Genomic DNA, 21,484 nt, shown 5'->3' on the forward strand with positions numbered 1-21,484 from the left:
TCAATTTTAAACGAATAAAGCCATTAATATTAAATCTTGATAGCCACCATCCAATTTTACACCCTTTGCTTTTTTACCCTCTTCAAAGAAGCCTAGATTCTTATATAACTGGATTGCACCTAGATTATCTTCCATTACCTCAAGACAAACTTTTTCAATCTTACTGTTATTTTTAGCCCAATTGATTAACGTTTCTAGAAGAGCTCTTCCAATACCATAATTTCGATATTCGGGTAGTATGGTCTTCGCAAAAGCCCCTTGATGACTAATTTTTTCTTTGTTTCCATTCTTAAAATCTATTGTACCGACTAACTTACCATCAACTTCAGCAATAAACTGTACATAATTTGGATTTTCATGATAAGCTTTTAACGTTTTTTGAATAGCATCGATACGCACCTTTTTTACATCCTCAACCGTACTTAGCATGTATGGAGCGTTTATTAAAGCTTTTGAAGCAGAATCTAGTATTCTTTCTGCATCCCGTTCTTTAGCTTCTCTAATTATTATTGTTTTTCCATCCTTAGATTTATAAGTAAAAACATTAGTTGATAAGATACTACACACACCCTTTCGGAATATAATTAGTTGAATTTTTTAACTATCGTGCAATTATTAAGTAAGAAAAAGTCGTATCACCTTTTTCTGCAATCGCTCTACTTCAACTTAATGACGATTATTTCAAATATTTTTAATTTTTACAAGGATTTATTCCGTTATATAGCCCGATTGTTGAATAACATGACTGGCGTTTTTTAAACAACTTTATTATCTCTGTACACGATGAATTAACGACTTGAGCTGTTGTTTAAATGATATACGATGCTTTTTTCTAATTCCTTAGTTTGTTCTTTTTCCCATATACGAACAGCATCTACTGGAATTTGTGTATGTTTTAACCAATCTAGAATTAAGTGTAGTTGTTCTTGTATTTGCCCAATGTTTTGCTCCTTTATGTTCTTATTCTGAATTCTATTAATTAATTGCAGCATATAGGGAAGTTTTTCTATACATTCGCCTAAATCCCCGCAATAACCTGACGGTAATTCATGTGTACCAAAATCTAAAGTATTGATGTAATTAGAAACTAGGTATATCATGGCTTCTTGTTCGGTATCACCACCTAATTCAATCGCTTTTCGAAGGGATTTTTCTAAATCGTCTTCTTTATTGCTAGAGTCCATATAAATTCCTATCCATTTAAAAGGTCTTGAATCAAATGGGGTGTTTTCTGTCCATCTATATAGAATGTCAATTAGAAAACTATTTAGTGAGAAAGTTAACACCTCATCTTTTTCGTTTGATGCATCTAAAATAGTAAACAGTGAAATGGCAAACTCCTCTTGATCTTTTGATTCCCATTTCTTTGCATTTGTAATAAATGTCTCTAAATGTTTATAAGCTAATTTTCGAAGTCCCGCTTCGCGATGCTGACAGTAACAAATAAAATCATGCCAATGCTCAGTTGTATTCATATGTATAATAATAGTTTGTAATGCAGTGAGAGGTTTATCCATTATAAGTCCCCAATCTATTAAGCACGTGTTGAAAATTTAGTGTTATTATATCATTACATAAATTAAAGTGGGAAGAATTTAAGGTGGATTTTATTGGTCACGGGATCCAATCGATTGGTAATGTAGCGGTTCTAACAGGACTCATTATTGACTTTGAAGATGAAACGTAAAAAAGTTATTATATTTATCTGAATATTAAGGGAATACAAGGGTTTTATTTATTTAATTTTTAGAAAAAATAGACTATAACATTAATAAATGGTATAATTTCCTTGTTATTGGAATTAAAAAGAAAATATTTGAAGAAAAAGGATAGGGTTGGTTTTAATGGGGGATTCTGATCACAAAGAAACAAAGGCAATATTAAAGTTATGGTTTATTTATATACCACTTGCATTTGGAGAGTTTGTCTTTTCGAATATCATAGATTATTTAAAAAAATAAAGATTTTGCATTTGAAAAACAATTAACCTAATTTAATTGTTTTTTTTCTCTAATAAACCAAACAAAAATAAAGATTTTGAACAAGATGAAGTTTATGAAGGAAATAACGTTGATTAGGTGCTGAAAACGGTGTGAAATCAACAGTGCCTAAAGAATAAAACAGGAATCATTCAACCATGATAATTTTCCGTTTTATTAGCTTCCTATAGTGAGATGTTATGTTCACATCATATGTATACGATAGTTGTCACTTAATATAGCATTACTGCAACTTCAAAATTAGTAGTTAAGGTTGCTATCTTTTAGAGTGTTATATATATAACTTAGCTAAAAAAGTACAAATCATATAATTTGCGCTTTTCATTATCCGTTTTTCGGTAAAAAATATAGTTTTTGTCACATTAATACTGTACGATACATAGTATAAAACACATACTGTATGACATATAGTAATGGAAATGAGGTGAGTAAATGGATACTTTATTAAACTCGTTAATTACTGAGTTAAGAAGAGGGACATTAACGTTAGCCGTTTTAAGTCAATTAAGAACGCCGCAGTACGGATATTCACTTGTCCAGTTATTGGAGCAATCAGGGATTACAATTGATCAAAGTACTTTATATCCGCTACTTCGCCGATTAGAAAAACAGGAATTAGTGACGAGTAGTTGGGATAAAACGGAGAGTAGACCTCGTAAGTATTATGTTTTAAGTGATTATGGATTAGAAATATTTTTGCAGTTAAAAAAAGAATGGATAAAGGATTCGAAAGAACTTTATAACTTATTAAAGGAGGAAGAGAATGAATTTAATTGATCTCTATATCCAAGAGGTTGCGAAGAGATTACCTGAAAAAAATAGTGAAGATATTACACTTGAACTAAGGTCAACTATAGAGGATATGTTACCTGAAGATTATAGTGAGGAGGATGTAAAGAGCGTTCTCAAAAAATTGGGGAGTCCGGTTTCATTGGCTAATGGTTATTTGGATAGACCGATGCATTTAATTGGACCACGTTATTTTGATGTATATACAACGTTGTTAAAAATGATTATACCAATCGCAGCTGTCATTGCACTCATATCAATGGTTGCAGAAAATTTTATAGGCTATAGTGGTGATCAAGCGATATTAAATGTTATTTTGCAATTGATAGGTAAAGGCATTGGGGAAATTTTTGAAGTGGGCCTCCATGTATTTTTCTGGTTGACACTTGTGTTCGTTATTTTAGAAAGAACAGATAAAGACAAAGGTATCGAGCCGTTGACGACAAGTTTAAAAAAATGGACACCAGATGATTTGAAAAACATCTCGTATATCCCAAAGAAAAAAGCAATCTCGAAGTTTGAAGTTTTTGCAGGTTTAATGTGGACAGCAGTTTGGGCTACACTTTACTTTTATGCGAATCATCTTGTTGGCGTATATAACGGTACGGCAAATGGACTGAAGTTTGTTTCGCCAACTTTTAATCAAGATGTTTTATTGCAGTACTGGCCAATCGTTATAATTATGATCGTTTTTGAAATATGTATATCCCTTTATAAATTGGTGCAGGGACAATGGACTCAAAGATTGGCGATTGGGAATGCTATTCTTCAAATAGCTGGGACGATAGTATTCATTGTAATTGTAGTAAATCCACATGTATTTAACGCAGGGTTTATTACGTATTTGGCAAATGCATTTACTATTTCCCCAGAGGGATTTAAAACGTGGCTCATTGGGGGAGGAATTTTCTTCTACACATTATCTGCTGCAATAAATATATTTGATGGTTTCCGAAAAGCTAGTATTCGTATGTAGATAAAAATCGGAAATTTCGATAAAATAAAACTATTAAAAAGATAGTGAAATAAGATGAACATGATGAAAGGAAGAAAACAATGATAAGGGAAGCAACGAAAAGAGATTTAGCATACATTTTAGATATTTATAACGATGCGATACTTTATACAACAGCTGTATATGCGTATAAACCTGTAACCCTTGAAAATAGAATAGATTGGTATGAACAAAAAAAGGCTGACGGTTATCCCATTTTCGTATACGAATTAGATAATAAAGTAGTAGGATTTGCGACATTTGGACCATTTAGAGCCTGGCCTGCTTATAAATATTCAATTGAGCATTCGGTGTATGTTGATAAGGATTATAGAAAAAATGGGATTGGGACGTCTTTAATGAAAACATTAATCGAAATTGCAAAGGAAAGAGAGTATATGACCTTAATTGCTGGAATTGATGCAGAGAATGAGAAAAGTATTGCCTTGCATCAAAACTATGGATTTGTTCATGCAGGAACAATAAAAAAAGCTGGTTATAAGTTTAATAAATGGCTAGATTTAGCTTTTTATCAGCTGGAACTTAACGGTCCTGAAAATCCTATAGAAGAATAAATATTTTTCGGTAGCAAGAAAAAACTCATGCTACCTTTTTCTTATTTAAATAGCTGATATGAGCTGCCGAAAAGTTTTTTATATTCGATATTGAATTTATTGGTATAATAGGAATGTTTAACGAATTTCCGCTTCTTTATGTGATGGGGGGAAAAGATTTACCGAATCGACGTGAAAATAAAGAGGTAGATGAAGCTTTTGCAGCAGTTTTAAAGTACATATACAAAGAATATAGTGAAAGCATGCTAGGAGTGAGCGATTGAAAAGAAACTTAAAGACTTCAACAATCATTATTTTAATTTTAACGATTATTGTTCTTGAAGTTGGAATCGCACTATATGATCACAATTTGTCATTAGATACAATTTACTTTGCAGCGATCCTTATTTGTATTGTATTGCTTTTTGGCACACGTGTTTCTGAAGAGAAAGAAAGTACATCGAAACGAGGACGAAGAAAAATAGCTGTTATATTTTGGCCATCTATTTTATTGTCTATCGCTTGTTTTGCAGTTATAAGTTACATAAGGGTAGGCTATGTCTCTGTACCAGGGATAATTGGCTTTTCATGCTTTGTTACATATGGTGGATTCGTTTTGATTAGTATTTTAAAGGGGAAAAACAAAATGTAGCTTACTAAGTTGAAAGGAAGCAATGTATATGAAACATATAGAGAACGGTACACGTATTGAAGGAGAATACATTAAAAATAAAGTTATTCAATATAATATGTCCATCTTAACAGATGAAGTAAAACAGCCGATGGAAGAAGTAAGCCTCGTAGTAAAAAATGAAGAAGGAAAAATATTTGGTGGTGTAACAGGTACGATGTATTTTTATCATCTTCATATCGACTTTTTATGGGTTGATAAATCAGTTCGTCATGACGGTTATGGTAGCCAACTTTTACATAAAATTGAAGAAATTGCGAAGGAAAAAGAGTGCAGATTAATATTGCTAGATTCATTTAGTTTTCAAGCGCCAGAATTTTATAAAAAGCACGGTTACAGGGAGTATGGTGTCGTTGAAGATCATCCGAAAGGTCATAGTCAGCACTTTTTTGAAAAGAGATTATAATAGTATTATGTATACTGGTTGATGGGAGAAAGCATATGTACACGTATAAATTGCAACAAGAACAACCAATCTGTGCAGAAAAAATAAAGAAGCTTTATGATTCTGTCGGTTGGTGGCCAGAAAGAAAAGAAGTCGATATTGAAAAAATGTTAAAGAATAGTATAGGCATTGGAGTATGGGAAGAAAATGAATTAGTTGGATTTGCTAGAGTCGTTTCTGATGGTGCTTTTCGAGCATACATTGAAGATGTTGTCGTACATGAGAGTGTAAGAAATAAAGGTATTGGAGAGAAAATGCTTACAATATTACTTCGAGAAATATCTCATATTGATATTGTTAGTTTATTTTGCGGTGAGAAGCTAATAAAGTTTTACGGTGAGCAGCAATTTCAAGCAACGAAGCAAATTGTGATGCATCGTAATCAAACAGGGAAAGAATAAGAGGTGCCAATTAAAATGAATGCAACAAGAGCGTACTGTTTATCGAAAAGAAAAGCGACAGAAGATTCTCCAGATGGCTGGAGTGCAACATGTATGAGGCTTAATAATAAAATATTTGCGATAGTAAATCATGAAGAAGGCGAAAAAGCTGCGATTACATTGAAGTGTGATCCAGAAGTCGCATTAAGAATAAGAGAAGATTATCCAGAAACAATTATTCCAGGGTATCATATGAATAAAAAACATTGGAATACCGTTTATATTCATAAGGGTATAGAGCAGGAGCAAATTAATAAAATGATTGATTGGTCGTATGATCTAGTACTACAATCATTTTCAAAGAAAAAGCAGCAGGAGTTAATGGATTAATATGTATTAGGAGTGTGTGTAATGAAAGATTCGATTAAAGATACGTATGATAAATTAGCGAGTACATATAAAGAAAATCTAGATTTTGCAAATCCATATAACAGTTATTATGAAAGACCGGCGATGATGGAGCTTATTCCAAGGGAACTAGAAGGAAAAAAGATATTAGATGCTGGATGTGCAGCTGGATGGTATACTTCTCAATTCATAGGAAGAGGAGCAAATGTTACAGCAATTGATGTAAGTCCTGAAATGGTAAAAGCAGCAAAAGAAAATATAGGAGAAGAAGCAACGTTCCTTTGTCATGATCTGCAAGAAACATTGCCATTTGAAGATAATACGTATGATGTGATTGTAAGTTCGTTAACTCTTCATTACTTAGAAAATTGGAATCAAGTATTTCAAGAATTTCGTCGTGTATTGAAGCCAGGTGGGGAACTTATTTATTCTATTCATCATCCTTTTATGGATTTCACAAAGTTTCCATGTGAAAATTATTTTGAAAAACAGTTATTAATAGATACTTGGGTTAAACCGAATATTACTATTGAAGTCAAGTTTTTTAGAAGATCATTACAAGACATACTAAATGAAACTACAAATTATTTTGTATTAGAAGAGATAGTAGAACCGAAGGCAATTGAAAAAATGAAAGAAGTAGACGAGAAATCATATTATTATCTAAATACGAATCCACATTTTCTTATCATTAAAGCAACTAATAAATAGCTAGTAAAATAACTTTGTTTTACTAGCTATTTACAGTTTTACATTACATATTAGGGGACTTTAAAATGAATACGAAACGAAATAGAGTAGTATATGCACTATTTACTATAGTTATTATTATTTTAGGTCTTAGCTCAAGAAAGTTTGCTTTTGCACTACCACATCTATTAAATGATTATTTAGGTGATGCTTTATGGGCATTAATGATTTTTACTGGCTTTGGATTTTTGTTTCCTAAAACAGAGACGAAGAAGTTGGCTTTTATTAGTTTAATGTTTTGCTATGGGATTGAAGCTAGCCAATTGTATCATGCGGAATGGATAGATAGCATTCGTGCAACGACTTTGGGCGGACTCGTGTTGGGATACGGTTTTTTGTGGAGTGATGTAGTGGCTTATACAATTGGTGTTGGAGTGGGAATACTGTGTGAGGTTATTTTTCGGAAGAAATAAGAATTGTAAAAGGGGTATTTGTAAATGGAACAAGCAATGGAAATTGCAAAGCTTTGGTTTCGAAATGAACATGTCACAGCTGCTGTAATGCAACCAAAAGTAGCGAAGGTTTTATGCAAGAATAAAGAGTACATTTTAAAGAGAACGGGATCGATAAAGCAACTTCTAGTTGAATTCGATGTTTTGAAGCAACTGTATGAAAAGGGAATTAAAGTACAGAAAGTAGTAAAGACAGAAAATGATGAACAATATGTATTATATAAAGAAAAATATTATTGCTTATATGAGTATGTTGCCGGAAGTGTTTTAGAAATAAAAGATACGAATAAGCTGGAAAGGCTAGCAAGTACAATTGGAGAAGAAATAGCTAATCTGCACAAAGCATTACATTCGGTGAATAGTGACCATGAGTTAATAAAAAGAGATTTATATAAGATAGTATTTGAATGGGCTATACCGATTTTAGAAAAGAACGAGCATGCTCATCGAGAGGTAATTCAAAAGATGGAGCGAATGCACACAGCTTTCAAGGAAACGGTCCATCCATTACCGAGACAAATTATTCATCGTGATATGCATCTATCAAATGTAATCTTTAAAGATGATAAACTGGAAGGGTTTATAGATTTCGAGATTTTAGAAAATAATGTAAAAATATTTGATTTATGTTATTGCTGTACAAGTGTATTAAGCGAGCTATTTAGTGATGAAAGATTAAGAGAAAAATGGTTACATATCGTTAGCAAAGTCTTTGAAGGTTATTATAAACAAAATGATTTAACGAAAGAAGAACTAAAAGCTATTTGGTATGTTATGCTTTCAATTCAAATTATCTTTATTGCTTATTTTGTCCAGTTACCAGATTTATTAAAGTTAAATGAAGAAATGTTCTTCTGGATTTTTGCTAAGAAGGAAGATATTGAAGAAATTATAGAAGGTATCGTAAAGGTATGAAAAAAATAATATTAATTGGTTCTGGCGGTTCAGGAAAATCCACATTAGCAAGGCAGTTAGGAAATAAATTAAATATTAAGGTGCATCATCTTGATGCATTATTTTGGAAACCGAATTGGGAAGGTGTTCCGAGAGAAGAACAAATAGCAGTTCAAAATAACTTAATTAAAGATGAGAAGTGGATTATTGATGGGAATTATGGCGGGACGATGGGTATCAGACTGAATGCAGCTGATACAATTATCTTCCTTGATATGCATAGAACAATTTGTATTTATCGTGCTTTTAAAAGAATTGTAAAATACCGGAATAAAACAAGACCAGATATGGGCGCGGGATGTGAAGAAAGATTTGATTTGCAATTCTTTAAATGGATATGGGAATATCCTAATACTAAACGACCTACAATTTTAAAAGGGTTAGAGCAATTGTCCGAAGAGAAAAAGGTTATTGTTTTAAAATCTCCAAATGAGGTTCGGAAATTTTTAGAGCACATATAATAATAGAATGTGACACAACAATTCTTTTTGGATCTTACCGATTAGTTTAATTAAACTAATCGTTTTTTATTATGAAAAATTTAACGCTTTTTGAAAATTGTATTTTGTAATGAGTATATGACTATAAGTTCATATAAAATGAACGTTTGGAGGAATAGAAAATGACTAATGATTTAATTCAAACAATCGATTCATTAATGGTAAATATTCCAGTTGGAGAGGTAGTATTAAGAGATGATCGAATAAAAAAAGAATGGATAGTGCAAATTCAACCATTTTTTCTTGCAAAGTATGCTGTAACAATGGAACTATATGATGCTATTACAAATAGTACATTAAATAATTTTGATAAAAATCATAAACCAGTTGTCAATATTTCATGGAACGATGCCATTGCGTTTTGTAATGTACTTTCAAAAAAAGTGGGATTAAAAGAATATTATTCTATTAGTGATGATAGTCAAATTGTGAAATGTAATTTAGATTCAAATGGCTACCGATTACCATCTGAGGCAGAGTGGCAATATGCATGTAAAGCAAGTACAACCGGATATACATACGGGAAACTTCATGATATAGCATGGTATAATGAAAATTCAAATGGAGAAATTCATGACGTTGGCCAAAAAGAACCGAATGCATGGGGACTTTATGATATGCTAGGGAACGTTTGGGAATGGTGCTATGATTTGTATGATGAAAAAGTATACGGATCATACCGCATTTTTCGTGGTGGTAGTTGGGCTGAAGCAGCGAGAGGTTGCGGCGCTACTTGTCGTCGTCGAAGCCATCCTACATTTCATATAGATGATCTCGGTTTTAGACTCGCTAGGTCAATTTAGTAGGAACATGCTACGAACAACTAAGAAAAGAGTATGGAGAAAATCCGTACTCTTGCCAACATAGAAACGATTTAACGTAAGGAGTGTTTATTATGGCGCGTGTTTTATTTATTAACGCTGGATCAGTAGGACATATAAATCCAACTTTACAAGTTGTAGAAGAATTGATTTCTCGTGGTGAAGAGGTCGTTTATTTTTCAATAGAAGCTTTCAGGGAGCGGATTGAGAAGACAGGTGCTACTGTACGAACGATTGATGATCAAAAATTTATAAAAGCGTTTCTATCTGGAGGCAGAAATTATTTACAGGAAAGAATAAATGGCCTTCTACATACAGCGGATATTGTAATACCTAGCGTTCTAGAACAAATTGAAGGTGAACATTTTGATTACATAATTCATGATTCTATGTTTGGCTGTGGCCATTTAATTGCTCAAATCCTTAAGCTGCCAGCCATAAATTCATGCACATCTTTTGCGCAGGATGAAAAATCCTTTGGGCAAATGTTAGGTCATCTGTCAAAAAATATCCCAGTAGAAATTCATGATAAAATACAGAATGATTTTCAAAACTTAACGGAGGGAATTGCTGAAAAATATGGTGTTGAAATAAAATCATCGTATGAAGTTTTCTGTAATCCTGCACCCCTTACTATTGTGTATACAATTAAGGAGTTCCAGCCTTTTGGTGATACGTTTGATGAAACATATAAATTTGTAGGACCATCTATCTCTGCACAAATGAAAAACAGAGACGTTGATTTTACTTCAATTGAAAAAAAAAGTCCGATTTATATTTCATTAGGTACTGTTTTTAATGAAGCGATTGACTTTTATAAACTGTGTATGAAGGCCTTTGAGAATAGTGAGCATACAATTGTTATGTCTATTGGTAGTAAAACAAAAATAAGTGATCTAGGCGAAATTCCTAAAAACTTCATTGTGAAAAACTATGTACCCCAAACTGAGCTGCTTACATATACGAAACTATTTATTACACACGGCGGGATGAACAGTGCGCATGAAGGACTGTATAACGGGATTCCGCTCGTTGTAATACCGCAAAGTGCAGATCAGCCAGTAGTCGCAAAGCAAGTGGAGAGTCTTGGAGCAGGAATAAAATTACAAATGCAAGGATTAACTGCGGATCAACTAAGTGAAAGTGTAGAAATGGTATTAAATAATCCGTCATTTAAAGAAGTCGCTTTGAATTTGAAGAAATCTTTCCAAAAATCAGGTGGATATAAGGAAGCTGTTGATGAAATTTTTATATTTGTAGGTCAGTGAAAAAATGAAATTATACATTAGAAAAGCATCTAAATAGGATGCTTTTTATTTAACTTTATAATTCTTATTTTTAATATTTAGTATGGTTAAAACTAAGGCACTGAGAGATATAAGTATAAGAATAAAAGTTAACTAGTTAAATGTATTGTCAATTATGAAGTAAAGATGATAGATAAATATATTCAAATTTTATTTTAAAATGTTAGGACTTAGTTTTACATGTTAGTAATAATTTCACTGTTTCTGCACAACTTCTGCACATACTCAGGTAATTTCTATGTCATGATATATTCATAAAGTGAAATATTTTACAAGGAAAATATAATTTCACTGCGGTGTATGCATAATTAACACATACATCGGTACAAGTTTGTCTCTTGTTATTCTTTTACATCAAAGCCCACATTCCACTACAAAGTATAACAAGAAGGAGACATGAACATGAATAATCGATTTTTAAAACAACTACAAAATATGAAAATGAACAAAAAAAGTTTAGGAGCTGTAGCATTAACAGCTGGAATTATTAGTACGACACTTATTCCTCAAAATGCTTATGCGCACGGTTTTGTTGAAAAGCCTGGTAGCCGATCTGCTTTATGTAGTCCAACTTATGGTGCGCTAAATGTAAACTGTGGAAGTGTTATGTATGAACCACAAAGTTTAGAAGCTCCAAAAGGGTTCCCACAAGGTGGTCCAGTAGATGGACAAATTGCTTCAGCAGGCGGAAAATTTGGTGGTATTTTAGATCAACAAACAGCAAATCGTTGGTTTAAAAATACAATCACTGGTGGGGAAAATACATTTACTTGGAAGTATACTGCGCCTCACTTAACGAGTAAGTGGCATTACTATATTACTAAAAAAGGATGGAATCCAAATAAAGCGCTAACAAGAGCAGATTTTGAACCAATTGGAACAGTACAACATGATGGTTCTGCAGCTTCAAATAATTTAACTCATAAAATCAATGTACCTACTGATCGTAGTGGATATCATGCGATTTTAGCAGTATGGGATGTAGCTGATACAGCAAATGCATTCTATAATGTAATTGATGTTAATCTTATTAATGATGTGAAACCAGACATAGAAGCGCCAAGTATTCCAAATGGACTTCAGACGCAAAAAGTAACAGCGAATAGTGTAGAACTAACATGGAACGCTTCTACGGATAATGTAGGGGTAAAAGGATATCAAATCTTCCGTAACGGAGAGATGATTGATACAGTACTAGGCACTCATTTTATTGATAAGAAATTACAACCAAGTACAGAATACTCTTATACTGTAAAAGCAATTGACGCAGCTGGAAATGTATCGAAAGAAAGTGCAGCGCTTACAGTAAAAACGACAGTTGAGACTCCTGATACAGAAGCACCAACACAACCAAAAGGATTACATAGTATGGGAACGACAGCGTCAAGTGTGGATTTAATGTGGAGTCCATCTGACGATAATATTGGTGTAGACCATTATGATATTTATAGAGAAACAGAAGGGGCAATGAAAAAGATTGCAACATCCAATACAACTTCTTATTTGGATAAAAATCTGCTCGCTAATACTACTTATAAATATGTAGTGAAAGCTGTTGATGTAGCTGGAAATGAATCCGTACAGAGTGATATATTCACAATTACTACAAAAACTGAAAACGCTTCATATGAAGCGTGGGATGCAAAAAAAGCATATAAAAAGGGAGATAGAGTTCTGCACGAAGGAAAAGTATATGAAGCAGTCCAGAGTTATCAAGGAAATGGTGATCCAAACTGGATTTATGCATTATCATTATGGAAAACAGTGTAAGCTTTACTTAGGTATGAACTAAGAGATGATGGGCTTTGATGCAAAAGGGAATCTTGAGAATTCACTTTTCTATTAATAAAAAAAGTAGTGTATGAATACATAAGATTCATACACTACCTTTTTATTATGATAATACTTTCGTCATAAGTATATGTGGAATGCCATCTTCCATAAATATATCAGAAGAAGTTTGATAACCTAGTTTTGTATAAAATCCTTCAGCTTGTGTTTGACCGTGTAGTTTCACTTTTGTAACTTGTTTGTTACGAGCAAGTTCTTCTAACGTTTGAATGATGACTTTACCTAATCCGTATGTACGATAATCTTTTAAAATACAAATACGTTCTAATTTTCCGACACCATCAACAAATCGTATACGCCCTGTGCCTACAGGAAGCTCATGATAATAAACTAAAATATGTTTACATTGCTCTCCGATTTCATCGAATGTATCAAATTCATCTGCAAGAGGGACACCTTGTTCTTTTACAAATACTTCTTTTCGAATATGAAAGGCAGTTTCTAAATCAGCAAGTTCTGTTATAAGTTTGGATTGCAAAATGTTCAGTCCTTTCTAGTGTAATCAGTTTACGTTTTCCTAGTATATCATAATAAAGCACTATTAAGAGAAGAAGAACATACTAAAAAGCCAACTTTAAAAAGTTAGCTTTTATTACAATTTCTTTATCCCATTTTTAGTACCAATAATTGCTGTACTCGTCATACTTATAAACAACCCTGTTTCAACTACACCAGTAATCATTTTTAATTGAGTGTGTAAATGGGCAGGATTAGAAATATGATTAGGGAATATACAATCGATAATCATGTTATTGTTATCGGTTATATAGGTTTCATTGTTTTTCAAACGTAATGTTGTTTGACATCCTAAAGACTGAATTTTATTTTCGGTTTGTTTCCATGAAAAAGGGATGATTTCAATAGGTAATGGAAAAGTACCTAAATGTGTTACAAGTTTCGATTCATCAGCAATGATAATTAGTTTTTTAGAGGAAGAGGCAACGATTTTTTCACGAAGTAATGCACCGCCACCGCCTTTTATAAGTTGTAAATTTGAATCAATTTCATCCGCTCCATCAATTGTAAGATCAAGACTTTGTACGTCGTTTAACGAAATTAGGGGGATATTTAGTTGCTGTGCTAATGCTTCAGTTTCCTTTGATGTTGGTACAGCTTGAAATGATAATCCTTCTTTTACACGCTCACCTAATTTTTGTATTGTCCAATATACAGTAGAACCTGTACCAAGCCCAATTTTCATGCCATCGTTTACAAAGTTAGCAGCATATTCGCCAGCGAGCTGTTTTAAATTCATCGCTTTACTCCGCCGGACGTGGCCCAGCATCAAGACCTGAATTTTCAACTGTAAGTACCGGACGAACGACTATATCTTTATGTACACGCATTTGACAAGATAATCGTAAATGATCTTCAATTCCTTTTTCCGTCATTGCATGTTTCTCATTCGCACTCGCTTCACAGAAATCACCTGCTAGTATTTCTACTCTACAAGTTGTGCAACGTGCATTCCCGCCGCAACGATGAAGAATGTTGACACCGCTATCTTCAATTGCTAATACTAACTTTGTTCCTTCTTTCACATCAAAAGTTCCCGCACCTTCAATTGTTAATTTTGGCAAATTTGTTCCTCCTCACGTAAAATTGTACATAACATATTTATGACCGCGAATTATTGAACATAAACATTATTTTTTTATATCCCCGTAACTTTTTTTAATGTTGAATCGTTTATTAAGTAAGCGCTGAAAAGGAGTGGTTATTTTGTGCACAAAAGTAACTCATGTTTTAAAGAACCATATCGATATGAATCATTCAAATATAAACTTTTTAATTGAACAATATGGAGAGTTAAAAAGATACTGTACTTTTTTAACGAAAAACAAATGGGATGGGGAAGATCTCGCCCAAGAAACAGTGTGTAAAGTGCTTCAAAAATATAGAAATAAAGATATTTGTATGACACTCGTCTATAAAATAGCAAGAAATCGTTGGTTAGATCAGATAAAGTCTAAGTCTGTTCATGAAAAAATAAGAGAACAAATCACTTTTGAAGAACCACATGAGAACATTGCAGATTTGCATGAAATGGTAGGGAAAGTATTGTCTTCATTAAATGTACAGCAATCCGCAATTTTATTATTAAAAGATGTTTTTCAATATAGTATCGCTGATATTGCTAAAGTGTGTTTTGTATCAGAAGGTGCAGTAAAGGCTTCTTTATTTCGAAGTAGAAATAGGCTGAAAACTGTAAGTGAAGAAGGGATTGAGATAGTCGAATTCACAGAGGATATTGAAGTTGTTGTAACATCTATTCGTGAGGAAAGACCAGAATTGTTAACGAAACTTCTTCCGACAATAGATTTTACTAAGTTACCATCTAAACAGCCAGTGTTATTATTTAATGTGAAAAACCCTTCTTCCTACAGTTGTATGCTTTGCGCAGCATAACAAGTATTGGAGGAATTTAAAATGAATACAATTCCATATGTAGTAGAACAAACAAAATTAGGAGAACGTTCCTATGATATATATTCAAGGTTATTAAAAGACCGCATTATTATTATCGGCTCAGAAATTAACGATCAAGTAGCGAGTAGTGTCGTAGCGCAATTATTATTTTTAGAAGCAGAAGATGCAGAAAAAGATATATATTTATACATCAATAGCCCAGGAGGTTCAACGACAGCAGGTTTTGCAATATTAGATACGATGAATTTAATTAAACCAGATGTGCAAACGCTATGCATGGGCTTTGCGGCATCATTCGGTGCATTGTTATTATTATCAGGAGCAAAAGGAAAACGGTTTGCGCTCCCTAACAGTGAAATTATGATTCATCAGCCGCTTGGTGGTGCACAAGGGCAAGCAACAGAAATTGAAATAACTGCGAAAAGAATATTAAAGTTAAAGCATGATATTAATAAAATGATTGCAGAAAAAACAGGCCAACCGATTGAAAGAGTAGCACATGATACAGAAAGAGATTATTTTATGACTGCAGAAGAAGCGAAGGCATATGGGATTGTAGATGACGTTGTTACGAAAAAATAAGATGAAAAAGGCTAGAGGATATATTAATTCTCTAGCCTTTTTATTAATCCTTTACCCATTCATCAACTAATGCTTGATTTTTTTTAATCCATTTTCGCGCAGCCTCTTCAGGATCTTTTGTTTTATTTAACATGACCATTAACGTACCGAGCTGTTCATCGTTCATTTTCCATTTATCAAAGTATTTTATAACATCTGGGTGATCTTTTTCGAAACCTTTACGAACGGAGTAATAAATGTCATCTTTTTCACCATATACTTTCTTAGGGTCTTTTAAATATTTTAAGTCAAATTCTGAAAAACCCCAATGCGGATTCCAAAGCGTAACAGCGATTGGTTTCTTTTTTGTATATGCTTTCTTTAGTTCACTCATCATCGCAGCTTCAGAAGATTGGACAAGTTTTAGTTTTATATCATATTCTTTCATTGCTTTATTCGTTAAATTCATAAGACTACTACCGGGTTCGATACCGACAATTTTATTATCTAGTTCATCTTTATGAGCATTTAAATCTTCGATACTGTTTATGTTTTTCATATAAGAAGGGACGACTAAACCTAGTCCAGTACCTTCGTACCATTTTGATTTTAAGACAATATCATCTTTATAACGATCGTTTAGCGGTTTATCTGTAACTGGTAGCCATACTTCTAAATTCGCATCAACATCGCCACGAGCGACACCAGTCCAAATTGCGGCTTTTTCTAAATACATGAGCTCAACTTTGTAGCCTTTTTCTTCTAATAAAACTTTCCACATGTTTGCAGTTGCAATATTTTCTTTCCAACTTGTTACACCAAGTTTAATTTTTCCTTTCGAATTTGCATTTGTTGCATTACATGAAGTGAAAATCATAGTAATAAATAATGCAAGGCATATAAACCAAATTTTCTTTCGCATCGAAAACCTCCTAAGTAACGTTTGCCTTATAAAATAAATGTATAAGTAAGCATTCTTATTATGAACGGAAACGAGAATTTTAAAGAAATCTTATGAATGTCATTTTTATGTAATATTTCTTTGTAAAATCGCAACACTATGTGAATAGATGGGTAGAAAAGGAGTAGTGACATGGATAATACAAAGGTGCGTGTTGAAAACGTAACAAAAGTATTCGGGAAACATCCGCAAAGAGCCCTTTCCTTATTAAAAGAAGGAAAAAGTAAATCGGAAATTTTAAAAGAGACAGGAATGAACGTTGGGGTGAAAAAAGCAACGTTTGAAGTTTACTCTGGAGAGATTTTCGTTATTATGGGTTTGTCTGGTAGCGGGAAATCTACGCTAGTTCGTATGTTAAATCAATTGATTAAACCAACTGCAGGTCATATATACATAGATGGTGAAGACATCGCAACGATGGGAAAAGAAGAGTTACGGAGAGTAAGAAGAACGAAAATGAGTATGGTATTTCAGAAATTCGCTCTATTTCCGCATCGTACAGTTATACAAAATGTTGCATATGGTTTAGAAATACAAGGAGTTCCGGTTGAAGAGCGAGAGAAAAAAGCGTTAGAATCGCTACAGTTAGTAGGACTCGATCATCATAAAGATAATTATCCAAGTCAACTTAGTGGTGGTATGCAGCAGCGCGTTGGAATCGCAAGGGCACTAACGAATAATCCAGATGTATTACTAATGGACGAGTCATTTAGTGCATTAGATCCACTTATTCGAAAAGAAATGCAAGATGAATTGTTAGAGTTACAAGATAAAATGGAAAAAACGATTATATTTATTACGCATGATTTAGATGAAGCGCTTCGAATTGGAGATCGTATCGCATTAATGAAAGATGGAGAAATCGTCCAAATTGGAACGCCAGAAGAAATTATGATGAGCCCCGCAAATGAATTTGTAGAAAAGTTTGTTGCGGACGTGAATTTAGGAAAAGTAATTACGGCTGAGTCTATTTTAAAACGACCAGAAACTTTATTGATTGATCGTGGACCTCGTGTGGCCCTTCAAATTATGAGGAATGCAGGCGTCTCAACTGTATATGTTGTAAACAAAAAGTATGAGTTTTTAGGTATATTAACTGCGGATGATGCGAGTAAAGCAGTACAAAAACAGTGGCCGATTGCTGATTTATTACTTAATGATATTCCGCATGTGTATTTGGATACTTTACTGGAAGAGACATATGCAAAAATGGCAGAGATGAAATATCCGTTACCGGTAATCGATGAGAAGAAAAGGCTAAGAGGAATTATTAAACGTGAAAGTGTCATTCAAGCTCTTGCAGGAAACATTGAGGAAGAGGTGAAAGACGATGAATAGTATACCACGTATTCCATTAGGGGAATGGGTCGACTCATTTGTTGCAAGTTTATATGAACACTTTGAAGGCTTATTCCGAGGATTCTCTTATATTATTGGTGGATTCGTTGATTTACTCACTAATTTTTTAACAATAATACCTGCCATATTGATGATTATTATCTTGTGTTTCTTCATTTGGTACACAACGAGGAAATTATCTTTAGTCATTTTTACGCTTATTGGATTATTATTCATTTTGAATATTAACTACTGGGCACAAACGATGCAAACATTAGCACTCGTACTTACGTCTGTTATTATTTCAATTATTGTCGGAATTCCAATTGGTATATTAGCATCTCAAAATGAGCGTTTCTCAAAATTTTTAAAGCCAACATTAGATTTTATGCAAACAATGCCGGCATTCGTATACCTCATTCCAGCGATTACATTTTTCGGAGTTGGTGTAGTACCTGGAATTATTGCATCGGTAATCTTTGCAATGCCACCGACAATTCGTTTTACTGACTTAGGGATTAGACAAGTTCCAGAAGATTTAATTGAAGCAGCGAATGCGTTTGGATCCACAGCATCACAAAAACTATTTAAAGTACAATTACCACTTGCAACCGGAACGATTATGGCTGGTGTGAACCAAAGCATTATGCTTTCGTTATCGATGGTTGTAACAGCATCACTTGTAGGAGCTCCAGGGCTTGGAGTTGATGTATATCGCTCTGTAACACAAGTTAATATCGGAATGGGATTTGAAGCTGGATTAGCTATCGTAGTAATCGCAATTATATTAGATCGAATTACACAAGGGTTCCATACGAAAAGAAAATAATGACCAAAAAACACACTTTTATAATACAAAGTGTGTTTTTTATTGCATCTAGATTACATATGAACGATAACAGAACCTCCAGCTGGTGTACAAACTTGGTGTTGTTGTTGTTGTTGTTCCATTGATTTGATGAATTGATTATTTTCCTCGATTAATGAGATTAATTTAGTTAATTGACTTTCAAGACTTGCGATATGCTGCATCATATATTGTGAATCATGATGCAATGTATTCCTTGCGGGATGGGGGGAATAAACATACTGTTGATTTATATTTTGATTCCAATGAGGATACATTTGAATTGTTCCTCCTTCAATAAATTACGAAGCTTTCTTATAGTAAATGCCTATGTATAATTAATAGTTACTTGAAAATTTTTCAATATAAAAGGAGTATGTACAGAAAATGGAAAATATTATATGTGAAGTTAAAGTACATTTTTTTGAAATGTTCAAGTGAGATAGTGAATATATTAATACATTCAAGTAAGTGTATGTTGTTTAGCGAGAAATGATGGGAGGAGATGCAATTTTGGCTAAAAATAAAAAAAGAAATGATGCTTTGGCAATAGGTATTGGTATAGGAGTTGTAATCGGTGTATTCCAAGGTTATTATACAAATAATTTAGTAATCGGAATTGTGATTGGGATCGTAATTGGGATTGCGTTTTTGAAGAAATAATGAGGTTTAAATTCATTTCAAAAATTGCTGTATCAAAAGAGTGAATCTTCGGAATATAAATCCTTTTTTTCCTTTTTTTATGATATTATATATGAAAAGGATGGTGATGAATATGTCAACGAACGATCAAGTAAAACTAAACTGTTTTATTTGTGAAAAGCATAAAGGAAATATTATAGTTCCAGGTGGAGCTATTTACGAAGATGAACTCGTTTACGTTGGACATGTCCACTGGGATAGTGAAGAAACATACTTGGGTTATGTAATGATAGATATAAAAAGGCATGTACCTGGCCTCGCTGAACTAACAGATGAAGAAGCGAAAGCGTTCGGACTTATAACAAGTAGAGTAAGTAAAGCGCTAAAAGAAAGCGAAGGTGCAGAGCATATTTACACTTTTGTTTCAGGGAATGGTGTACCACATATGCATATGCATATCATACCGCGTTATGCAAATACACCAAAAGAGTTTTGGTCACCAACCGAGATAGCGAAATGGACTGGCGCACCATATGGTGACGCAGCGAAAATCAAAAAACTATGCGAAAGAATACGAGAGTATATGGTGAGTGAATATGCATACAACAAATAATAGACAACATTCATGGGTTGGAAGTAGAGAAATGTGTTTAGACGAAATTTCGGTAAAGCAATATGGTGATATCGTGCTCGGTGCATATGGTGGGAATATTAGTGCCGGAGCAAAAAAGAACGAAGATGGTGCGTTAGTTTGGTCAAATGGTGATTGGGAATTTGCAGCTATATTAGATGGACATAATAGTGCAGAAAGTGTTGATTTAGTAGTAAATACAATCGAAAAAGAATATGAAAATATAAAAGTAATTTTGAATGAATCAATTAATACAGTGTTTCAATCTATTGAAAATCATATACTGACAATTTTTCAGTCATCTTCATTTAAGGAAAAGTGCAAAAAAATTAAAGGTGAAACAGCTTGCTTACTATGTGTAAGGAAAGAAAATTATATATGGTGGCTTTCTATCGGTGATTGTTTAGTGTATGTATTTCATGAAGAGTTACATAAGTTAGGGCAATATGCATTAAATCAACGTCATTTTTACGAATGGATTGGGAATGTAAACACATTCGATTTACCTGTTCCTTGTTATTCATCAGGTATTTGTGAATTACGTACTGGAAAAAACCGAATTGTAATAGTGACAGATGGAGTATTAGAATGCGGGGAACGCCGATATGAAATACCTGTAAATTTGTATAATGCTATGAATAGAAATAATAAAACACTTAAAGAAAATATTCACAATGTTTTAGAACACGTGCATCATCAGTTGGGACGTGATAGTGCGACAATTATTAGTTGGGACGTAGAAAATAAAAGGAATGCTACGTATCCGAGTGATCAGCCGGAGAAAAGGTAAAGGAGGAAACATCACTGTTTTGGGTTAAAGGAATTTTATTAATAGTATGGATTATATCCTTAGTTGTTTTTGAAAAAGTAGTGAGGAAAAAACTAAATATACCGAAACAAACAGACTGGAATAGTAAATATGTAAACAACTTTCATAAATGGGGCACTAGGGCTCTTATTATTTCTTATATAATTGTTACGATGATATGTGCTACTTTAAATCCCGTTTATATTAGTAATTTACCCATTTTATTTTTAATAACTTTATACTGCCTTCAATCATTTATGGAGTGGAAATTTGATAAAGAATCGAGGGAATATGTCATTTCTTTAGGAGCGGTTCCGCTATTAGTAATAACAGGAATTATGCTTAATCTTTTCTTTTATACCTAGTGGAT

The 21,484-nt window shown here is 33.2% G+C and carries 29 protein-coding genes and 2 pseudogenes; 24 read left to right on the forward strand and 7 right to left on the reverse strand.

What is annotated here, in order from left to right:
• Positions 1-6: 6 nt before the first annotated feature.
• Together MR168_RS01645 and MR168_RS01650 are read right to left on the reverse strand one after the other, a co-directional pair.
• Positions 7-567: a GNAT family N-acetyltransferase gene (locus tag MR168_RS01645; RefSeq protein WP_242291175.1), complete on the reverse strand. Its 561-nt coding sequence runs from the start codon at positions 565-567 to the stop codon at positions 7-9.
• Between the two features lie 221 nt (positions 568-788).
• Positions 789-1,517: a hypothetical protein gene (locus MR168_RS01650; RefSeq protein ID WP_086411310.1), complete on the reverse strand. Its 729-nt coding sequence runs from the start codon at positions 1,515-1,517 to the stop codon at positions 789-791.
• A 92-nt stretch (positions 1,518-1,609) separates the two neighbouring features.
• Here MR168_RS01650 and MR168_RS33875 point away from each other — a divergent pair.
• The 16 genes and pseudogenes from MR168_RS33875 to MR168_RS01725 all read left to right on the forward strand — a co-directional run.
• Positions 1,610-1,684, forward strand: a pseudogene (locus MR168_RS33875) (DUF6944 family repetitive protein); the annotation flags it as partial.
• Between the two features lie 748 nt (positions 1,685-2,432).
• Entirely contained in the window at positions 2,433-2,777 is a 345-nt protein-coding gene (locus tag MR168_RS01655) for a PadR family transcriptional regulator (protein WP_000380294.1), read from the forward strand.
• Positions 2,764-3,765: an HAAS signaling domain-containing protein gene (locus MR168_RS01660; protein ID WP_025709481.1), complete on the forward strand. Its 1,002-nt coding sequence runs from the start codon at positions 2,764-2,766 to the stop codon at positions 3,763-3,765. The genes MR168_RS01655 and MR168_RS01660 overlap by 14 nt, the downstream gene beginning before the upstream one ends.
• An 80-nt stretch (positions 3,766-3,845) precedes the next feature.
• A complete protein-coding gene (locus MR168_RS01665; protein ID WP_025709479.1) occupies positions 3,846-4,358 on the forward strand; it encodes a GNAT family N-acetyltransferase in 513 nt (170 codons plus the stop codon).
• Positions 4,359-4,456: 98 nt separating this feature from the next.
• Positions 4,457-4,621 (forward strand): annotated as a pseudogene (locus MR168_RS01670) (serine hydrolase); the annotation flags it as partial.
• Positions 4,618-4,989: a hypothetical protein gene (locus tag MR168_RS01675; protein WP_025709477.1), complete on the forward strand. Its 372-nt coding sequence runs from the start codon at positions 4,618-4,620 to the stop codon at positions 4,987-4,989. The pseudogene MR168_RS01670 and the gene MR168_RS01675, both read left to right, overlap by 4 nt.
• A 28-nt stretch (positions 4,990-5,017) precedes the next feature.
• Complete coding sequence (locus tag MR168_RS01680; RefSeq protein WP_000680416.1) at positions 5,018-5,434, forward strand: GNAT family N-acetyltransferase; 417 nt, start codon at positions 5,018-5,020, stop codon at positions 5,432-5,434.
• A gap of 35 nt (positions 5,435-5,469) precedes the next feature.
• Positions 5,470-5,874, forward strand: coding sequence for a GNAT family N-acetyltransferase (locus MR168_RS01685; protein ID WP_025709475.1), 405 nt, complete (start codon positions 5,470-5,472; stop codon positions 5,872-5,874).
• Between the two features lie 15 nt (positions 5,875-5,889).
• A complete protein-coding gene (locus tag MR168_RS01690; RefSeq protein WP_000994622.1) occupies positions 5,890-6,243 on the forward strand; it encodes an MmcQ/YjbR family DNA-binding protein in 354 nt (117 codons plus the stop codon).
• A gap of 21 nt (positions 6,244-6,264) precedes the next feature.
• The gene (locus MR168_RS01695) at positions 6,265-6,972 is read left to right on the forward strand and encodes a class I SAM-dependent methyltransferase (protein ID WP_025709473.1); all 708 of its coding nucleotides are present in this window, start codon (positions 6,265-6,267) and stop codon (positions 6,970-6,972) included.
• Positions 6,973-7,037: 65 nt separating this feature from the next.
• Positions 7,038-7,424 (forward strand): ribosomal maturation YjgA family protein, encoded by a 387-nt coding sequence (locus MR168_RS01700; protein WP_065224855.1) that lies wholly within the window; start codon positions 7,038-7,040, stop codon positions 7,422-7,424.
• Between the two features lie 24 nt (positions 7,425-7,448).
• Positions 7,449-8,378 (forward strand): phosphotransferase enzyme family protein, encoded by a 930-nt coding sequence (locus tag MR168_RS01705; RefSeq protein WP_086411311.1) that lies wholly within the window; start codon positions 7,449-7,451, stop codon positions 8,376-8,378.
• Positions 8,375-8,878: a DNA topology modulation protein gene (locus MR168_RS01710; RefSeq protein ID WP_016122657.1), complete on the forward strand. Its 504-nt coding sequence runs from the start codon at positions 8,375-8,377 to the stop codon at positions 8,876-8,878. The genes MR168_RS01705 and MR168_RS01710 overlap by 4 nt, the downstream gene beginning before the upstream one ends.
• A gap of 161 nt (positions 8,879-9,039) precedes the next feature.
• Entirely contained in the window at positions 9,040-9,720 is a 681-nt protein-coding gene (locus tag MR168_RS01715; protein WP_086411312.1) for a formylglycine-generating enzyme family protein, read from the forward strand.
• Positions 9,721-9,812: 92 nt separating this feature from the next.
• A complete protein-coding gene (locus MR168_RS01720) occupies positions 9,813-11,006 on the forward strand; it encodes a macrolide family glycosyltransferase (protein WP_086411313.1) in 1,194 nt (397 codons plus the stop codon).
• A gap of 441 nt (positions 11,007-11,447) precedes the next feature.
• Positions 11,448-12,815 (forward strand): lytic polysaccharide monooxygenase, encoded by a 1,368-nt coding sequence (locus MR168_RS01725; RefSeq protein WP_086411314.1) that lies wholly within the window; start codon positions 11,448-11,450, stop codon positions 12,813-12,815.
• Between the two features lie 124 nt (positions 12,816-12,939).
• Here MR168_RS01725 and MR168_RS01730 read toward each other — a convergent pair whose 3' ends face one another.
• The 3 genes from MR168_RS01730 to MR168_RS01740 all read right to left on the reverse strand — a co-directional run bounded on the left by MR168_RS01730 (position 12,940) and on the right by MR168_RS01740 (position 14,476).
• A complete protein-coding gene (locus tag MR168_RS01730; RefSeq protein WP_001190865.1) occupies positions 12,940-13,374 on the reverse strand; it encodes a GNAT family N-acetyltransferase in 435 nt (144 codons plus the stop codon).
• 114 nt (positions 13,375-13,488) lie between these two features.
• Complete coding sequence (gene rpiA, locus MR168_RS01735) at positions 13,489-14,151, reverse strand: ribose 5-phosphate isomerase A (protein WP_044306431.1); 663 nt, start codon at positions 14,149-14,151, stop codon at positions 13,489-13,491.
• 4 nt (positions 14,152-14,155) lie between these two features.
• On the reverse strand, positions 14,156-14,476 hold the full coding sequence (locus MR168_RS01740; RefSeq protein WP_001125388.1) for a 2Fe-2S iron-sulfur cluster-binding protein: 321 nt from the start codon (positions 14,474-14,476) through the stop codon (positions 14,156-14,158).
• A 142-nt stretch (positions 14,477-14,618) separates the two neighbouring features.
• On the opposite strand from MR168_RS01740, the gene MR168_RS01745 reads away from it, so the two are divergent.
• Together MR168_RS01745 and clpP are read left to right on the forward strand one after the other, a co-directional pair.
• The gene (locus MR168_RS01745; protein WP_016122653.1) at positions 14,619-15,305 is read left to right on the forward strand and encodes an RNA polymerase subunit sigma-70; all 687 of its coding nucleotides are present in this window, start codon (positions 14,619-14,621) and stop codon (positions 15,303-15,305) included.
• 21 nt (positions 15,306-15,326) lie between these two features.
• Entirely contained in the window at positions 15,327-15,908 is a 582-nt protein-coding gene (gene clpP, locus MR168_RS01750) for an ATP-dependent Clp endopeptidase proteolytic subunit ClpP (RefSeq protein WP_001092372.1), read from the forward strand.
• 43 nt (positions 15,909-15,951) lie between these two features.
• Here clpP and MR168_RS01755 read toward each other — a convergent pair whose 3' ends face one another.
• The gene (locus MR168_RS01755) at positions 15,952-16,809 is read right to left on the reverse strand and encodes a glycine betaine ABC transporter substrate-binding protein (protein ID WP_001227615.1); all 858 of its coding nucleotides are present in this window, start codon (positions 16,807-16,809) and stop codon (positions 15,952-15,954) included.
• Positions 16,810-16,980: 171 nt separating this feature from the next.
• On the opposite strand from MR168_RS01755, the gene MR168_RS01760 reads away from it, so the two are divergent.
• Both MR168_RS01760 and MR168_RS01765 read left to right on the forward strand, forming a co-directional pair.
• Positions 16,981-18,186 carry a quaternary amine ABC transporter ATP-binding protein gene (locus MR168_RS01760; RefSeq protein ID WP_000370606.1) on the forward strand — a complete coding sequence of 402 codons (1,206 nt, stop codon included), beginning with the start codon at positions 16,981-16,983 and terminating at the stop codon, positions 18,184-18,186.
• A complete protein-coding gene (locus tag MR168_RS01765) occupies positions 18,179-19,015 on the forward strand; it encodes an ABC transporter permease (protein ID WP_001084759.1) in 837 nt (278 codons plus the stop codon). Before MR168_RS01760 ends, MR168_RS01765 begins: the two co-directional genes overlap by 8 nt.
• 53 nt (positions 19,016-19,068) lie before the next feature.
• Here MR168_RS01765 and MR168_RS01770 read toward each other — a convergent pair whose 3' ends face one another.
• The gene (locus tag MR168_RS01770; protein ID WP_140159317.1) at positions 19,069-19,311 is read right to left on the reverse strand and encodes a hypothetical protein; all 243 of its coding nucleotides are present in this window, start codon (positions 19,309-19,311) and stop codon (positions 19,069-19,071) included.
• A 217-nt stretch (positions 19,312-19,528) separates the two neighbouring features.
• Between MR168_RS01770 and MR168_RS01775 the strand changes: the two genes are divergently transcribed.
• The 4 genes from MR168_RS01775 (at position 19,529) to MR168_RS01790 (ending at position 21,479) form a co-directional block, all read left to right on the forward strand.
• Positions 19,529-19,696 carry a glycine zipper domain-containing protein gene (locus MR168_RS01775; RefSeq protein WP_140159318.1) on the forward strand — a complete coding sequence of 56 codons (168 nt, stop codon included), beginning with the start codon at positions 19,529-19,531 and terminating at the stop codon, positions 19,694-19,696.
• Positions 19,697-19,796: 100 nt separating this feature from the next.
• Positions 19,797-20,288: an HIT family protein gene (locus tag MR168_RS01780; RefSeq protein WP_025709464.1), complete on the forward strand. Its 492-nt coding sequence runs from the start codon at positions 19,797-19,799 to the stop codon at positions 20,286-20,288.
• Entirely contained in the window at positions 20,272-21,096 is an 825-nt protein-coding gene (locus MR168_RS01785; protein WP_086411316.1) for a PP2C family serine/threonine-protein phosphatase, read from the forward strand. Before MR168_RS01780 ends, MR168_RS01785 begins: the two co-directional genes overlap by 17 nt.
• Before the next feature lie 53 nt (positions 21,097-21,149).
• Positions 21,150-21,479 carry a DUF4181 domain-containing protein gene (locus MR168_RS01790; protein ID WP_078214853.1) on the forward strand — a complete coding sequence of 110 codons (330 nt, stop codon included), beginning with the start codon at positions 21,150-21,152 and terminating at the stop codon, positions 21,477-21,479.
• Positions 21,480-21,484: the final 5 nt, after the last annotated feature.

Source organism: Bacillus cereus group sp. BfR-BA-01356 (genome assembly GCF_022663635.1).
In the GTDB taxonomy this organism is placed as follows: domain Bacteria; phylum Bacillota; class Bacilli; order Bacillales; family Bacillaceae_G; genus Bacillus_A; species Bacillus_A cereus.

What these genes read in the sequence shown, in the direction of transcription:
- MR168_RS01650 (WP_086411310.1), bottom strand. Translation starts at nt 1,517, where the DNA reads ATGGATAAACCTCTCACTGCATTACAAACTATTATTATACATATGAAT.
- MR168_RS01655 (WP_000380294.1), top strand. Translation starts at nt 2,433, where the DNA reads ATGGATACTTTATTAAACTCGTTAATTACTGAGTTAAGAAGAGGGACA.
- MR168_RS01660 (WP_025709481.1), top strand. Translation starts at nt 2,764, where the DNA reads ATGAATTTAATTGATCTCTATATCCAAGAGGTTGCGAAGAGATTACCT.
- MR168_RS01665 (WP_025709479.1), top strand. Translation starts at nt 3,846, where the DNA reads ATGATAAGGGAAGCAACGAAAAGAGATTTAGCATACATTTTAGATATT.
- MR168_RS01680 (WP_000680416.1), top strand. Translation starts at nt 5,018, where the DNA reads ATGAAACATATAGAGAACGGTACACGTATTGAAGGAGAATACATTAAA.
- MR168_RS01685 (WP_025709475.1), top strand. Translation starts at nt 5,470, where the DNA reads ATGTACACGTATAAATTGCAACAAGAACAACCAATCTGTGCAGAAAAA.
- MR168_RS01690 (WP_000994622.1), top strand. Translation starts at nt 5,890, where the DNA reads ATGAATGCAACAAGAGCGTACTGTTTATCGAAAAGAAAAGCGACAGAA.
- MR168_RS01695 (WP_025709473.1), top strand. Translation starts at nt 6,265, where the DNA reads ATGAAAGATTCGATTAAAGATACGTATGATAAATTAGCGAGTACATAT.
- MR168_RS01700 (WP_065224855.1), top strand. Translation starts at nt 7,038, where the DNA reads ATGAATACGAAACGAAATAGAGTAGTATATGCACTATTTACTATAGTT.
- MR168_RS01705 (WP_086411311.1), top strand. Translation starts at nt 7,449, where the DNA reads ATGGAACAAGCAATGGAAATTGCAAAGCTTTGGTTTCGAAATGAACAT.
- MR168_RS01710 (WP_016122657.1), top strand. Translation starts at nt 8,375, where the DNA reads ATGAAAAAAATAATATTAATTGGTTCTGGCGGTTCAGGAAAATCCACA.
- MR168_RS01715 (WP_086411312.1), top strand. Translation starts at nt 9,040, where the DNA reads ATGACTAATGATTTAATTCAAACAATCGATTCATTAATGGTAAATATT.
- MR168_RS01720 (WP_086411313.1), top strand. Translation starts at nt 9,813, where the DNA reads ATGGCGCGTGTTTTATTTATTAACGCTGGATCAGTAGGACATATAAAT.
- MR168_RS01725 (WP_086411314.1), top strand. Translation starts at nt 11,448, where the DNA reads ATGAATAATCGATTTTTAAAACAACTACAAAATATGAAAATGAACAAA.
- rpiA (WP_044306431.1), bottom strand. Translation starts at nt 14,151, where the DNA reads ATGAATTTAAAACAGCTCGCTGGCGAATATGCTGCTAACTTTGTAAAC.
- clpP (WP_001092372.1), top strand. Translation starts at nt 15,327, where the DNA reads ATGAATACAATTCCATATGTAGTAGAACAAACAAAATTAGGAGAACGT.
- MR168_RS01755 (WP_001227615.1), bottom strand. Translation starts at nt 16,809, where the DNA reads ATGCGAAAGAAAATTTGGTTTATATGCCTTGCATTATTTATTACTATG.
- MR168_RS01760 (WP_000370606.1), top strand. Translation starts at nt 16,981, where the DNA reads ATGGATAATACAAAGGTGCGTGTTGAAAACGTAACAAAAGTATTCGGG.
- MR168_RS01765 (WP_001084759.1), top strand. Translation starts at nt 18,179, where the DNA reads ATGAATAGTATACCACGTATTCCATTAGGGGAATGGGTCGACTCATTT.
- MR168_RS01770 (WP_140159317.1), bottom strand. Translation starts at nt 19,311, where the DNA reads ATGTATCCTCATTGGAATCAAAATATAAATCAACAGTATGTTTATTCC.
- MR168_RS01775 (WP_140159318.1), top strand. Translation starts at nt 19,529, where the DNA reads ATGGGAGGAGATGCAATTTTGGCTAAAAATAAAAAAAGAAATGATGCT.
- MR168_RS01780 (WP_025709464.1), top strand. Translation starts at nt 19,797, where the DNA reads ATGGTGATGAATATGTCAACGAACGATCAAGTAAAACTAAACTGTTTT.
- MR168_RS01785 (WP_086411316.1), top strand. Translation starts at nt 20,272, where the DNA reads ATGCATACAACAAATAATAGACAACATTCATGGGTTGGAAGTAGAGAA.